Genomic DNA, 13,150 nt, shown 5'->3' with positions numbered 1-13,150 from the left:
GCTTCGAAGTAAGATTCAATCTAGCTTCGGGAGCGCCGATGTTCGTCGGGCGTCGTGCGGAACTCGACCTGCTCGGCCGGCAGCTTGATCAAGTGAAGCGCACCGGCGAGGGGCGATCTGTCGCCGTCCGTGGCCGACGGCAGGTGGGCAAGTCGCGGCTGGTGCAGGAGTTGTGCGACCGGGTCGACCTGCCGTACTGCTTCTACACCGCGGTCAAGGGCGCGTCGAGCATCGAAGCGGTCGGCTATTTTCTCGGTGCCCTGCGCGACTCGTCGCTGCTCACCGCTGGCGGTCGTGATCTTCTGCCGTCCCAGCCGCCGGCCGGTGGCTGGGGAGACATGCTGCGGGTCCTGGCGGGTGTCCTACCCGATACGCCGAGTGTGGTCGTCCTGGACGAACTGCCCTGGATCTCCGAGCAGGACGCGACGTTCGACGGGCACCTTCAGGTCGCCTGGGACCGGCTCATCTCCAGCAAGCCAGTGCTCCTGCTGCTGCTCGGCAGTGATCTGCACATGATGCGGCGATTCACCGAGTACGACCGGCCGTTCTACGGAAGGGCCACGAACATGGTCCTCGGCCCGTTCAATCCTGCCGAAACCGCCGCCGTGACCGGGTTGGGCGGCGCGGACGCGATCGATGCGTACCTGATCACCGGTGGGCTACCCGGTATCGTCCTGGAATGGCTGCCGGGAACGCCACCCGCCGATTTCCTGAATCAGGAAATCGCCAACAAGACGTCAGCCTTGTTCACCGTCCCTGAACAGTCCCTGGCGTCGGAGTTTCCCGCTCCGGACACTGCCCGGCGCATCTTGGAAGCGGTCGGCGGGACAGGTAGCCGCACGTTCAGCAACATCGCCGCCGCCGCCGGGGACCGGGGTGGCCCGGTCAGCTCCGGCACCCTGTCGCCGCTGCTGCACCGGCTCGTCGAGGAGAAACGGATCCTGGCTGTCGACAAGCCGCTCTCCACAAAGCCCAGCAAACTGGCCCAGTATCGAATCGCCGACAGCAACCTGCGCCTGTACCTGGCCATTTTGCGAGATGTGCAGCAACTGGTTCTGCGTGATCGGACAGCTGCCGCTCGCGCCACCCTCGACAGTCGGTGGTCCGCCTGGCGGGGCACCGCCGTCGAGCCGATCATCCGCGATGCGCTGGCCATCTCCGCTGGCGCCGGCGAGTTGCCCTGGACCGACACCTGGGAGGTCGGCGGCTGGTGGAACCGGCAGTCCAACCCGGAGATCGACCTTGTCGGAGCCGACCGCGCCCCGATCGCCTCCCGCATCGCGTTCGCTGGCTCGATCAAGTGGCAGGACGGCCCCTTCGACCGGCACCATCTCGACGACCTGCGCCGCCACGCCCCGATGATTCCGGGTTTTCAGCCCGGGGCCAGCGGGCTGGTCGTCGTCAGTCGCTCTGGGGTCAACCTTCCGGCTGGGGCCGTGGACCTTGTCTGGGGGCCCGACGACATCGTGCGGGCGTGGTCGGTCTGATGCCGCCCCAAGCGGACGGGACCGGCCGCCGCGACGTCACCGCGGAGCCTGGGGGGCCGAAACCGGCGCCCTAGGTGAGGAGCTGGATGCGAGGCGCGTCGTGGCTGTGTGCGATGGGCGCCGCGCAGTGCGCGCAGGTGTGGGTCTGCGGGCGGACCAGGTTGGTCTGGGTGGAGAAGGTGCCTGACTGGACCTGGTCCGGGCAGAGATAGCCCAGGTGTAGTCGGACCCAGGGGTCGCCGGTCAGTGCGAGCGAGGGCCGGTCCCGTTTGGCGTCGTGGAATGGCGCCCACCAATAGTCCACCACTGCCCGCAGGATCGTCCGTTCCCGTTCGGAGGTGCTGTCGAACGCGGAGATCCGTGCGGCCGCCGGGTGCCGGCCGGTCTTGCTGTCACCGGAGCAGGTGCCGTGTTCTGCGCCGTGCTTCAAGCCGGTGGTGCGGCCGGTTCTCTGGCAGATGAAGCAGTCCAGGCTGAGTTCCACGTTGCTCTTCCAGTGCAGGTTGTGGAAGGGGGCGCCAGCGAGGGTCAGGACCGCTGTTACTTCGACAGATCGCAGCATGGGCTTGATCGTGGCAGGCGTGACCCTTGGCTGTGGACGGCGAGTGCATCCGTTGACGAGATGGCTGAGGCGCCACCGGCCTGAGGGAAAGCCGTCCAACGATTCGCCTTGACGACGGCATCGGTAAGTCGTAGCTTACGTTCGTGGCCACTTACGGAGTGCATCCGGGCTGGGAGGCGCTGGGCGACCCCAGCCGGCTCGCGATCGTTCAGCGGCTGGCTGAGCGTCCGCGCGCCGTCGGGGAACTGGCAGACGAGCTGCCGATCAGCCGGCCTGCCGTGTCGCAGCACCTCAAGGTGCTCAAGAGCGCCGGCCTGGTCGTCGACCAGTCGGTGGGGACCCGCCGGGTCTACCGGCTCAGCCCAGTTGGGCTGACTGCCCTACGGGACCAGCTCGACACCTTCTGGCGCCGGGCGTTGGACGGTTATCAGGACGTCGTTGAATCGACCGAGGAGAGTTCATGACGCAAGCAGCCACGGCGGTGGTCCGCCGACAGATCGTCGTCAACGCGCCGATCGAGCGGGCCTTCACCGTGTTCACCGAGCGGTTCGGCGACTTCAAGCCGCGCGAGCACAACCTGCTCCAGGCCCCGATCGTCGGGACCGTGTTCGAGCCCAGGGTCGGCGGGCACATCTACGACCAGGGTGCCGACGGCAGCGAATGCCGATGGGCGCGCATCCTGGCGTACGAGCCGCCGACCCGGGTCCTCTTCAGTTGGGACATCGGACCGACCTGGCAGGTCGAGACCGACCCGGACCTCACCAGCGAGGTCGAAGTCGTCTTCGTCGCCGAGACTTCAGCCCAGACCCGGATCGAGCTGGAGCACCGCCACCTCGACCGGCACGGCCCCGGCTGGGAGTCGGTCCGAGACGGGGTCGACAGCGATACCGGATGGCCCCTCTACCTCAGCCGCTACCACTCCCTCTTCGGTGGCGAAAGCTAACGGTGCGACCCAGCCGCCGCAGGAGTGTGGCAGGGAAATGCAGCAAGCAACGGAAGCGGGCCGAGTCGGCAGGGATGTGGCTCGGCCCGCCGACCATCGCTTGATCCACTCCACTTCGCCGATGTGGCGGTATCCAGACGGATGGGTCGGATAGCCGGTGGTCCGGCCGACGAATCCGCTGTCGTCAATGACCCATCCTTTCGCGTGATCGTGCTCGATCCTGGTTGTAGTCCCCTCGCTCGTGGTCGAGGGCCCTCTTTCCTGGATCGAGCACGATCTTGGGTGGGCCGGCCGGCCGAGCGCAGCCGGCCGACCCGTCAGAAGGGGTACGTGCGGGCGACCGCCAGCATCTCGGAGCTGTGTGACCCGACCACGCCGACGCCCGGCGGCCGGGGGCGGAAGCCGGGCAGCGCGTCCAACCCGTCGCTGGCGTCCATGGCCCGCAACGACACCTGCCCGGCGATCGGCCGCAGGGTCAACGTGACCTCGATGCCCTCGGTGGGCGGGGCGTGGAACACCAGCCCGAAGCCCCACCTGCCCGCGCGGGGCTCCACCGGCACCGGCCGCCCGGCCACCTCGGCCCGCAGCACGGTGGCCGTCGACGTGTCGACGTGCAGGGTGGCGATCCGGGGGGCCCGCTGTGGGGTGAGCCGCAGCCGCAGGGTGCGTTCTCCACCGGACGTGGTGTCGGCCACCACGTCCAGCTTCGGCGCCGGCAGGTTCGCCGGCTGCGCCGGCCCGGCCCGCAGCTCACCGTCGCCGAGCCCGGGGAAGTCGTCGCCGACGTCGGCTTTTCCGTCCACGTAACCGTCCGTCCACGACTGCGGGTCACTCTCGTGGCTGAGCCAGCGGGCCTGGCCGGTGCCGGCGTCCATCGCGTACATCAGGTGGGTGGGCGCGGGATGGTCGGCGTCGAACCGGTCGACGCCCAGCCCGACCCCGGCGAGCACCACCGCCGCCACTGCGGCGGCCCCGGCCGGCAGCAGGCCGAGCCGGCGGGCCCGCAACGCCCGCAGGCCGCGCTGGCCCCCAGCCTGCGGGTGCAGCAGATCGACCACCGGCAGGGCCGTCAGGCCGAGCAGCACCGCGACAAGCGCGGCCACCCCGCCCATCGCCATCCCCAGCGCGGGGAAGAGCAGCACCACAGTGGGCAACAGGATGACCACGCCGACCGCCGCGGCGGCGGTCACCGCCACCACCGGCCACGGACCGGTCTGCCGGGTCCGCAGCGCGACCAGCCCACCGAGGGCGCCGGCCAGCGCCGGCAGGGTGGTGAGGTACGCCCCGCCGGGCACCGCCACGGCGAGCAGCACCCCGAGCAGGGCCAGCCAGGCCAGCCCGCCCACGGCCAGCGCGGCCGGGCCGATCCGGCGGCGCAGCAGCGCGTACCAGGCGAACACGATTGCGGCGGCGAGCGCCAGGACGGCCAACCGGTACCAGATCGGACGGTACGGGTCGAGCAGTTCCGCGTACCCCGGTCGGATCGTGGTGATCGCCAGCCAGAGCAGTTGGGCGGCGGCCGGCGCGGCGACGATCGGCACCAGGGCCAGCGCGAAGCCGGCGACCAGCCGGCCGGTGCCGGCCCGGCCGCTGCGGCGGGTCAGCCAGCCCAGCGCGGCCACCGCCGCCACCGCGAGCAGGGCCAGCGGCAGGATGAGCCAGCCCGGGTAGCGGACCAGCCCACCGGGGACCGGGAAGTAGGTCGCGTCGTGCCCGGAGCGCAGGTCGGCCAGGTCGGTCCGGCCGAACTCCCGGGCCAGCCCCAGCGCGTTGTCCCCGTGCTGTTGGAGGCTGCCCCGGTCCATGGCCGCCGGTGTGTCCAACGGGGTGTGGTAGATCGCGCCGCCGTCGATGTACGCCGAGTTCAGCCCGACGAACCTCTGGTCCAGGAACGCGGTGAAGTCGGTGTCGTTGGGCAGCGCCCGGTAGATCTCCACCGCGAACGAGGTGCCGACCGGGTGCGGGGCGGCCCGGCCGAAGACGTCCACGAGTTTCGCGTTGTTCCGGGACGTCTCGAACATGATCACCGGCCCGGTGGAGCCGCGCGCCTCCAGGTTGAGCACCACCCCGCCGTCGGCGGCCAGCGGGTGGCTGGCGGCGAACGCGGACGCCCCGCAGAGGCACGCCTCCTCGGCGTCGGTCAACACGAAGACGATGTCGTTGCGGGGCTGCGGGCCGGTGGTCAGCGCGCGGGCCACCTCCAGGATTGCCGAGGTGCCGGCCGCGTCGTCGTTGCCGCCCGGCCCGGTCTGCACCGAGTCGTAGTGGGCGACCAGGAAGACCCGGCCGGTCGACTGGGTACCGGGCAGCCGGGCCACCACGTTGCGGACCCGGGCCAGGGTCGCCCCGCCCGCCGCCCCGCTGAGTTGACCGGCCTCCGGAGCCACGGTGTCCTGCACCTCGGTCTCCAGGCCCAACCCGCGCAACTGCTGTTCGAGGTGCGCGCGGACCTGGTCGTTGGCCGGGCTGCCGGCGGCGTGCGGCCGGGCGGCGATCACCTGGACGTGCTCGTACGCTCGGCCGGCGCTGAACTCACCCGCCGGGGCGTCCGCCGGCTTCGGCGTCGGCGTGCGCAGGTCGAGCAGGCTGCCGGCGCCGACGGCGGCCAGCGCCACGAGCGCCGCCGCGGCGGCCACGAGCCGCCGGTGCGGCCGGGTCAGTGCACGGTCCGCCGGGGGTACGCCCCGACTCGCGCGGGCCGGCGTGCCCGTCGTGGCCGGGGTGGGAGGTGCGCCCACGGAAACTCCTCGGGGGTGGTGGGGCCTGGGGGTGGCACCATCCTGCCTTTCGGGGGCCCGGGGCGGGACGGCCGATCGGCTGCCTGTCCCTGGGCGGGCAGTGATCCGCCCCATCCCCGCCCGTGCCGTGGGCATCGTGTTGTGTGCGACCGTTGTCTAATACAGGATCAGCAGGGCACTCGGAAGGAGCCCGACATCACCAGCGAACTCCCGCGTCTCGCGGCGGTGACCCGGCCGCACCGGGGGTCCGGCTTGACCGGGTCCCCAGTTGTGCCGTACCCGCACGGTGGCCTGGCGCGGCACGCCGACCTGCCGCCCGGCGAGCGGTTGCGGGTGCTGCTGGTGGAGGACGACGAGGGCGACGCCTTCCTGGTCGGAGAGCTCCTCGCCGAGACCAACTCGATGATCGACCTGTTGGTCGCCACCAGCCTGCGCGAGGCCCGGCAGCGGATCGCCGACGTCGACTGCGTCCTGCTCGACCTGGGCCTGCCCGACGCACAGGGGCTGGACGGGCTGCGCCAGGTGCTGGAGATGTCCAGCGGTGCCGCGGTCTGCGTGCTGACCGGCCGCTCGGACGAGCACCTGGGCGTCGTGGCGGTCGCCGAGGGCGCACAGGACTACCTGGTCAAGGGCCAGGTCGACGGGGTGCTGCTGACCCGGGCGCTGCGCTACGCCGTGGAGCGCAAGCGCGCCGACGAGAACGCCCGCCGGCTGCGCGAGGTCGAGCTGCGCCAGGCCGAGTCGGCCCGACTCGAACGTGGCCTGCTGCCCCAGCCGCTGATGACGACCGACCAGGTGGCGGTGCACACCTTCTACCGGCCGGGCCGGCACGCCGCGCTGATCGGCGGGGACTTCTACGACGTGGTGCAGACCCGTCCGGACCGTCTCGACCTGATCGTCGGCGACGTCTGTGGGCACGGGGTGGACGAGGCCGCGCTCGGCGTCGAGCTGCGGGTGGCCTGGCGGGCCCTGGTGCTCGCCGGTGTGCCGGACGACGAGGTGCTGCCCGCGCTGGAGCAGGTGCTGATGAGTGAGCGCCGCCTTCAGGAGATCTTCGCGACGGTGGCCACGACCAGGCTGGACCTGGACGCCAACCGTGCCACAGTCCGACTCGCCGGGCACCCGCCGCCGCTGCTGCTCTCCGGCGGCCGGGTCGTCCCGGTGCCCGCGCCCGGCGGCCTGCTGCTGGGCGTACGACCCCGCCGGCCGATCGCCTACGACCTGGAGTTCGACACCGATGACTGGTCCCTGCTGATGTACACCGACGGGCTCATCGAGGGGAGGGTGGGCGCCGGTAACGAGCGACTCGACGTGCCGGGCCTGAGCGGGCTGCTGGACGAGCCGGCCAACCGCGAGGTGTCGCTGCCGGCCCTGCCGGCCTGGCTGGTCGGCCGGGCCGAGCAGATCAACGGTGGCCCGCTCGCCGACGACGTGGCCATGTTGCTGGTGAGCCGGGGTGGTGGCCGGTGAGGCCGGTGATCGGCGGCTGGAGCCTGCGCCGCCGGGTCATCACGCTGCTCACCGTCGTGGGGCTGCTGCTGATCGCCCTGGCCGCCGCTGAGGCGACCATGGCCGCCCGCAACCGCACCCAGATCGACGCCGTGCTCAACGAGACCGGCCCACTGCGGGTGCAGTCGCAGGAGCTGCTCAACGCGCTGCTCGACCAGGAGACGGCGATCCGTGGGTACGCGGTCAGCGGTGATCCAGCCGACCTGGGCCCCTACAAGGAGGGGCTCGCGCAGGAAAAGAGCGTCATCGCCGCGATGCGGGCGCTGCTGCGCGACTATCCGCAGATCGGCCAGGAGTTGCAGGCCGTCGAGGAGCGCACCGGGCAGTGGCGGCAGTCGGTGGCGGAGCCGGTCATCGCCACCACCGAGCAGGGTGGCACCAGCGCGGGGCAGGCGTTGGTCACCGAGCGGGCCCGGCAGCAGTTCGACCAGGTGCGGTCGGCGGTGAACGACCTTCAGCAGGAGATCCTGGCCGCCCGGGAGCGGGCCGCCGACGACGTGCGTACCAGCAGTAACGTGCTTGTCGTCCTGCTGATCGTGGCCGCCCTGGTGGTGGTCGTGGCCGGCGGGGTGCTGCTGCTCTCACTGGACCGGATGGTGGTCCGGCCACTGACCGGCCTGGCCACGCAGGTACGGGAGGTCGCCGAGGGCGACTACCAGCACCGCATCGCCACCACCGGCCCGCCGGAGTTCATCCAGCTCGGCGACGACGTGGACGCGATGCGCCAGAAGATCGCCGCCGACCTGGCCGAGGTGCGGGCCGCCCGCGAGCGGATCGAGTGGGTCAACAGCCAGCTACAGAAGCAGGCCGAGGAGTTGACCCGGTCCAACCGCGACCTGGAGCAGTTCGCGTACGTGGCCTCGCACGACCTGCAGGAGCCGCTGCGCAAGGTGGCCAGCTTCTGCCAGTTGCTCCAGCGCCGCTACGCCGGGCAGCTCGACGAGCGGGCCGACCAGTACATCGCCTTCGCGGTGGACGGCGCGCAGCGGATGCAGCGCCTGATCAACGACCTGCTCGCGTTCTCCCGGATCGGTCGGCTCACCACCGGCTTCGTCGAGGTCGACCTCAACAAGGTGATGGGTGACGTGGCCGGCCAGACCGAGGCCGCCCGGCAGTACGCCGACGCCGAGCTGACCTGGACCGACCTGCCGGTGATCTCGGGTGAGGAACCGCTGCTCACCAACCTGCTGGCCAACCTGGTCAGCAACTCGATCAAGTTCCGCCGGGCGGACGTGCCGCCCAAGGTGCACGTCTCGGCCCGGCTGGTGGACGCCGAGTGGGAGATCACCTGTCAGGACAACGGCATCGGGATCGAGCCGGAGTTCGCCGACAAGATCTTCGTGATCTTCCAGCGGCTGCACTCGAAGGACGCGTACCCGGGCACCGGCATCGGGTTGGCCATCGTCAAGAAGATCGTCGAATATCACGGCGGCCGGGTCTGGGTGGACACCGACGTGCCGGAGGGCACCGCGATCCGGTTCACGCTGCCGGCGCTTCCGGCGGACCTGGAGGCGGCTGCCGCCGCCGACTCCCCGGAGCAGCCGGAGGCCCTGCCGGCGGGCGACGCCACGCCCTCGAACGAGGCTCCGGCAGCGCCGACCGAGCAGTCCGACGGGTCGGACCGGCCGGACCGGGCCGACGGGTCGCCGGAAGGCGGTAGAACGGGTGACATGAGGGAGACGGTGGGATGACCGCGCCGGCGGATGGCAAGAGCCCGATCGAGGTCCTGCTCGTCGAGGACGACCCGGGTGACGTGCTGATGACCCAGGAGGCGTTCGAGGAGCACAAGCTGCGTAACCGGCTGACAGTCGTCTCCGACGGCGCCGAGGCGCTCGCCTACCTGCGGCGGGAGGGCCAGTACGCGGACGCCGTCGCACCCGACCTGATCCTGCTCGACCTCAACCTGCCCCGGCGCGACGGCCGGGAGGTGCTGGAAGAGATCAAGAACGATCCGGAACTGCGTCGGATCCCGGTGGTGGTGCTCACCACCTCGCAGGCAGACGAGGACATCCTGCGCAGCTACCAGCTGCACGCCAACGCCTACGTGACCAAGCCGGTGGACTTCGAGCGCTTCATCTCGGTGGTCCGCCAGATCGACGAGTTCTTCGTCAGCGTGGTCAAGCTGCCGCCGCGTGGCTGACACCCTGCTCGACGACGTTGGCGACCTGCTGCGGGAGGCCGCCGACCAGGTCGTCGTGCCACTGTTCCGCAAGCTCGACGACGCCGACGTGTCGGAGAAGGCACCCGGTGAGGTGGTCACCGTCGCCGACCGCCGGGCCGAGGAGTTGCTGTCGGCGGGGTTGCGCCGGCTGCGGCCGGGTTCGACGGTGGTCGGTGAGGAGGGCGTCGCCGACGATCCGGGATTGTTGCGGCACCTGCGCGACGCCGGTGACGTCTGGCTGGTCGACCCGGTCGACGGCACCGCCAACTTCGCCGCCGGTCGTCGGCCGTTCGCCCTGATGGTGTCGCTGCTGACCGATGGTCGGCCGACGGCCGGCTGGATCCTCGACCCGCTCGCCGACACCCTCGCGGCCGGCTGGGCGGACGACGGCACCCTGCTCGACGGCCAGCCGGTGGACGGCACCATCTCGGTGCCGCCGCGCGGCGAGCTGCGTGGCGCGGCGATGACCCAGTTCCTGCCGCCGGAGACCCGCGACCGGGTCCGCGCCGGCGGTCGACAGCTCGGTGAGCTGTTGCCCGGCCAGCACTGCGCCGGCCGGGAGTATCTGGACATCCTCACCGGTGAGCAGCAGTTCGTCCTCTTCTGGCGCACCCTGCCGTGGGACCATGCCCCGGGCACCGTGCTGGTCCGCGCGGCCGGTGGCGTCGCCCGCCGGTTCGACGGCGTCGACTACCACCCCGCCGACGACGGCCGTGGTCTGCTCGTCGCCGCCAACGAGGAGGTCTGGGCCGAGGTGCGCGACGCCCTCCTCGGCCCCTGATCCGCGCGCTGCGCGAGGGCTGATCCGCGCACTGCGCGACGGTGCCGGGACGCTCCGTCGACATCTGGGCATGCCGGCGGTCAGGGGGCTGGTCAGCGGCCCACAGTCCGGTATCGTGACCGGCGGTCTCCGCCAGCAGGCCGCCGACCGGCGCCGGCGGGGACGCCGCCGTGCAGTTGCTCACCGGGGGCCGGCGGTCGACGGAAGGACGCTTTCGTGCCCAGGACCAGGCTCCGCCCGCGGCTCGGTCGCCGCGCTCTGTTCGCCCTGCTCGCCGCCGTCGCGCTGGTGATCGGCGGTGCCGCCGTGCCGGCGTACGCCGAGCCCGGCGAGGGCGGCAGCAAGAAGCTGCAGGACGCGTTGGAGCTGACCGCCAAGGGGCACATCGAGGCCAAGGCCAAGCTCGACAACTCCAAGCGCCGCCAGACGGCGTTGACCGGCGAGTTGACGGCGATCGAGGGCCGCATGGGTGGGCTCACCGCCCAGGTCGGCGAGGTGGCCGCACAGTCCTACCGGATCGGTCGGCTCGGCCCGGCGTCGATGCTGCTCAACACCGCCACGCCGCAGGCGTTCCTGGAACGTGCAAGCGACCTCGACCTGATGGCCCAGCGGGACAGCAAGCGGCTGCGTGACCTCGTCGACGCCCGGCAGCAGGCGCAACAGGCGAAGGTCGCCATCGACGCGGAGGTCCGCGAGCAGCAGAAGCAGCTCGCCGTGATGGCGAAGAAGAAGAAGGAGGCCGAGGCGGCACTCGCCGAGGTCAGCTCGGGCAGCAGCAACGGTTTCAGCGGTGGCAGCTCCGCCTCGGCGAAGCCGGCGCCGCGCAACTCCGACGGATCCTGGCCATCGGAGTCGTGCTCGGTGAAGGACCCGACCACCTCCGGCTGCATCACCCCGCGCACCCTCAACGCGCTCAAGCAGACCCAGGCGGCCGGCTACAAGCGGCACGTCTCCTGCAAGCGCAGCGGTGGTGGCGGCGAGCACCCGAAGGGGCGTGCCTGCGACTTCGCGGCCGCCACGAACGGCTTCGAGGATCGCAACGCCACAGGCGGCGACAAGGCGTACGGCGACAGCCTGGCCGCCTGGCACGTGCGCAACGCCGAACGACTGGGCGTGCTCTACGTGATCTGGTACCGGCAGATCTGGCATCCCGGCACCGGGTGGCGGTCGTACAGCGGCAGCGGCAGTCCCGCCGCGTCGCACACGAACCACGTTCATCTATCGCTGTACTGACCCTGAACGCCAGCTTCGCTGCGTACCATCGCGACGATGAGTTCCCCAACGCCCGACGTCGCGGCCCCGCCGGCCGCCGCGGCCCCGTCCGAGCCGGTCACCGGCCGGGCGCTGCCCAACGGCCTGGCCGCCTTCCTGGTCTTCTTCTCCAGCGGTGCCGTGCTGGTGCTGGAGACCGTCGCGCTGCGCCTGGTCGGCCCGTACGTCGGGGTGACCCTCCAGGTGACCAGCTCGGTGATCGGTGTCGCGCTGGCCGCGATCGCCTACGGGGCGTGGACCGGCGGCTGGCTGGCCGACCGGCGCAACCCGCGCGGCCTGCTGGCCCCGGCGCTGGTGCTGGCCGGCATCGCCACCGCCGTCACCCTGCCCGTCGTCCGGTACGCCGGAGAGGTGCTGCGCGGTGGCGCGGCCAGCGGCATCCTGCTCCTGGTCTCGCTTGCCGTGTTCGTACCGGCCGCGCTGTTGGCCGCGGTCACCCCGTTGGTCGTGAAGCTTCAACTGGCCGACCTGCGCCGCACCGGCCAGGTGGTCGGTCGACTCTCCGGCATCGGCACCCTGGGCGGCATCACCGCGACCCTGCTCACCGGCTTCGTGCTGGTCGCCGCCCTGCGCAGCACTGTCATCCTGCTGACCCTGGCGATCGCGCTCGGGCTGGTCGGCATCGGCCTCGGCTGGTATCTGCGCCGGCAGGAGCCCGCCGAGCTGCCCGGTCCAGCCCGGACCCGGGCCGCGCTGGCCGTGCTCGGCCTGGTCGGGGCGGGCCTCGCCACCGTGGCACCGAACCCGTGCGACATCGAGACGGCGTACCACTGCGCCCGGGTCACCACCGACCCGAACCGGCCCACCGGCCGGACGCTGCTGCTCAACTCGGCCCACCACTCGTACGTGGACCTCGCGGACCCGAAACACCTGGAGTACGCGTACACGAAGTGGATCGGCGCCGTCGCGGACGTCGCCGCGCCGGCCGGTCAGCGGCTGGACGCGCTGCACCTGGGCGGCGGCGGATTCACCGTGCCGCGCTACCTGACCGCCACCCGGCCGGGCACCGACAACCTGGTGTTCGAGATCGACGGCGGGCTGGTCGAGCTGGGTGAGCGGGAGTTGGGCGTACGGACCGGGCCGGAGCTGCGGGCGGTGGTGGGCGACGCCCGGCTGCTCGTCGCCGGCGAGCCGACGGACAGCCGTGACCTGGTGGTCGGTGACGCGTTCGGTCACCTGGTGGTGCCCTGGCACCTGGCGACCCGGGAGATGGTCGCCGAGATCCGGCGGGTGACCCGCCCCGGCGGCGTGTACGTGCAGAACGTCATCGACTACCCGCCGCTGCGGTTCATCCGCGCCGAGCTGGCCACGGTGGCCGCCGAGTTCCGGCACGTCGCGTTGATCGCGCCGCCGGAGGCGCTCGCCGAGGAGCAGGGCGCCAACTTCCTCATCGTCGGCTCCGAAGCGCCGCTGCCGCTGGAGGCCGTGCGGGCCCGACTGGCCGAGGTGGACCCGAAGGTCAGCCTGCTCTCCGGCACCGAGCTGACGGACTTCGTCGGCGGGGCGCTGGTGTTGACCGACGACTACGCCCCGGTGGACCAACTGCTGGCCACCGCCTAGGGGGGCGTGGGGGGGGGGGGGGGGGGGGGGGGGGGGGGGGGGGGGGGCCCCGGGCGGGGGGGGGCGGGCTGGGACGTGACCGGGGTCGCCGCACCGCGGCGGCGGGGGGCGGGCACCCCCGCGCGGCCCGGGCGCGG

Annotated in this window: 11 protein-coding genes; 9 read left to right on the top strand and 2 right to left on the bottom strand. The window is 71.9% G+C overall.

Annotated elements, in window-relative coordinates; translation table 11 throughout:
- Positions 1 to 38: 38 nt before the first annotated feature.
- Positions 39 to 1,487, top strand: coding sequence for an ATP-binding protein (locus tag ACGFIQ_RS15705; protein ID WP_393244071.1), 1,449 nt, complete (start codon positions 39 to 41; stop codon positions 1,485 to 1,487).
- Between the two features lie 70 nt (positions 1,488 to 1,557).
- Here the strand turns inward: ACGFIQ_RS15705 and ACGFIQ_RS15700 are convergent, their stop codons facing one another.
- Positions 1,558 to 2,049, bottom strand: a complete 492-nt coding sequence (locus tag ACGFIQ_RS15700; RefSeq protein ID WP_393244069.1) for a hypothetical protein — start codon at positions 2,047 to 2,049, stop codon at positions 1,558 to 1,560.
- Between the two features lie 143 nt (positions 2,050 to 2,192).
- Between ACGFIQ_RS15700 and ACGFIQ_RS15695 the strand changes: the two genes are divergently transcribed.
- Both ACGFIQ_RS15695 and ACGFIQ_RS15690 read left to right on the top strand, forming a co-directional pair.
- Positions 2,193 to 2,513: an ArsR/SmtB family transcription factor gene (locus ACGFIQ_RS15695; protein ID WP_393244067.1), complete on the top strand. Its 321-nt coding sequence runs from the start codon at positions 2,193 to 2,195 to the stop codon at positions 2,511 to 2,513.
- Positions 2,510 to 2,992: an SRPBCC family protein gene (locus tag ACGFIQ_RS15690; RefSeq protein WP_393244065.1), complete on the top strand. Its 483-nt coding sequence runs from the start codon at positions 2,510 to 2,512 to the stop codon at positions 2,990 to 2,992. The genes ACGFIQ_RS15695 and ACGFIQ_RS15690 overlap by 4 nt, the downstream gene beginning before the upstream one ends.
- A 317-nt stretch (positions 2,993 to 3,309) precedes the next feature.
- On the opposite strand, the gene ACGFIQ_RS15685 is transcribed toward ACGFIQ_RS15690, so the two are convergent.
- On the bottom strand, positions 3,310 to 5,730 hold the full coding sequence (locus ACGFIQ_RS15685; RefSeq protein WP_393244063.1) for a M28 family peptidase: 2,421 nt from the start codon (positions 5,728 to 5,730) through the stop codon (positions 3,310 to 3,312).
- A gap of 270 nt (positions 5,731 to 6,000) precedes the next feature.
- Here ACGFIQ_RS15685 and ACGFIQ_RS15680 point away from each other — a divergent pair, with 270 nt between their 5' ends.
- The 6 genes from ACGFIQ_RS15680 to ACGFIQ_RS15655 all read left to right on the top strand — a co-directional run bounded on the left by ACGFIQ_RS15680 (position 6,001) and on the right by ACGFIQ_RS15655 (position 13,013).
- Positions 6,001 to 7,200 (top strand): PP2C family protein-serine/threonine phosphatase, encoded by a 1,200-nt coding sequence (locus ACGFIQ_RS15680; protein WP_393244061.1) that lies wholly within the window; start codon positions 6,001 to 6,003, stop codon positions 7,198 to 7,200.
- On the top strand, positions 7,197 to 8,930 hold the full coding sequence (locus ACGFIQ_RS15675) for an ATP-binding protein (RefSeq protein ID WP_393244059.1): 1,734 nt from the start codon (positions 7,197 to 7,199) through the stop codon (positions 8,928 to 8,930). The genes ACGFIQ_RS15680 and ACGFIQ_RS15675 overlap by 4 nt, the downstream gene beginning before the upstream one ends.
- On the top strand, positions 8,927 to 9,379 hold the full coding sequence (locus tag ACGFIQ_RS15670) for a response regulator (protein ID WP_007465485.1): 453 nt from the start codon (positions 8,927 to 8,929) through the stop codon (positions 9,377 to 9,379). Before ACGFIQ_RS15675 ends, ACGFIQ_RS15670 begins: the two co-directional genes overlap by 4 nt.
- The gene (locus ACGFIQ_RS15665) at positions 9,372 to 10,181 is read left to right on the top strand and encodes an inositol monophosphatase family protein (protein ID WP_393244057.1); all 810 of its coding nucleotides are present in this window, start codon (positions 9,372 to 9,374) and stop codon (positions 10,179 to 10,181) included. Before ACGFIQ_RS15670 ends, ACGFIQ_RS15665 begins: the two co-directional genes overlap by 8 nt.
- Before the next feature lie 216 nt (positions 10,182 to 10,397).
- A complete protein-coding gene (locus ACGFIQ_RS15660; RefSeq protein ID WP_393244055.1) occupies positions 10,398 to 11,414 on the top strand; it encodes a coiled-coil domain-containing protein in 1,017 nt (338 codons plus the stop codon).
- A 36-nt stretch (positions 11,415 to 11,450) separates the two neighbouring features.
- Positions 11,451 to 13,013: a fused MFS/spermidine synthase gene (locus ACGFIQ_RS15655; RefSeq protein WP_393244053.1), complete on the top strand. Its 1,563-nt coding sequence runs from the start codon at positions 11,451 to 11,453 to the stop codon at positions 13,011 to 13,013.
- Positions 13,014 to 13,150 lie beyond the last annotated feature (137 nt).

The organism is Micromonospora sp. NPDC048898, from assembly GCF_043198035.1.
Classification (GTDB): domain Bacteria; phylum Actinomycetota; class Actinomycetes; order Mycobacteriales; family Micromonosporaceae; genus Micromonospora.
This window is presented reverse-complemented; position numbering and strand designations above follow the sequence as displayed.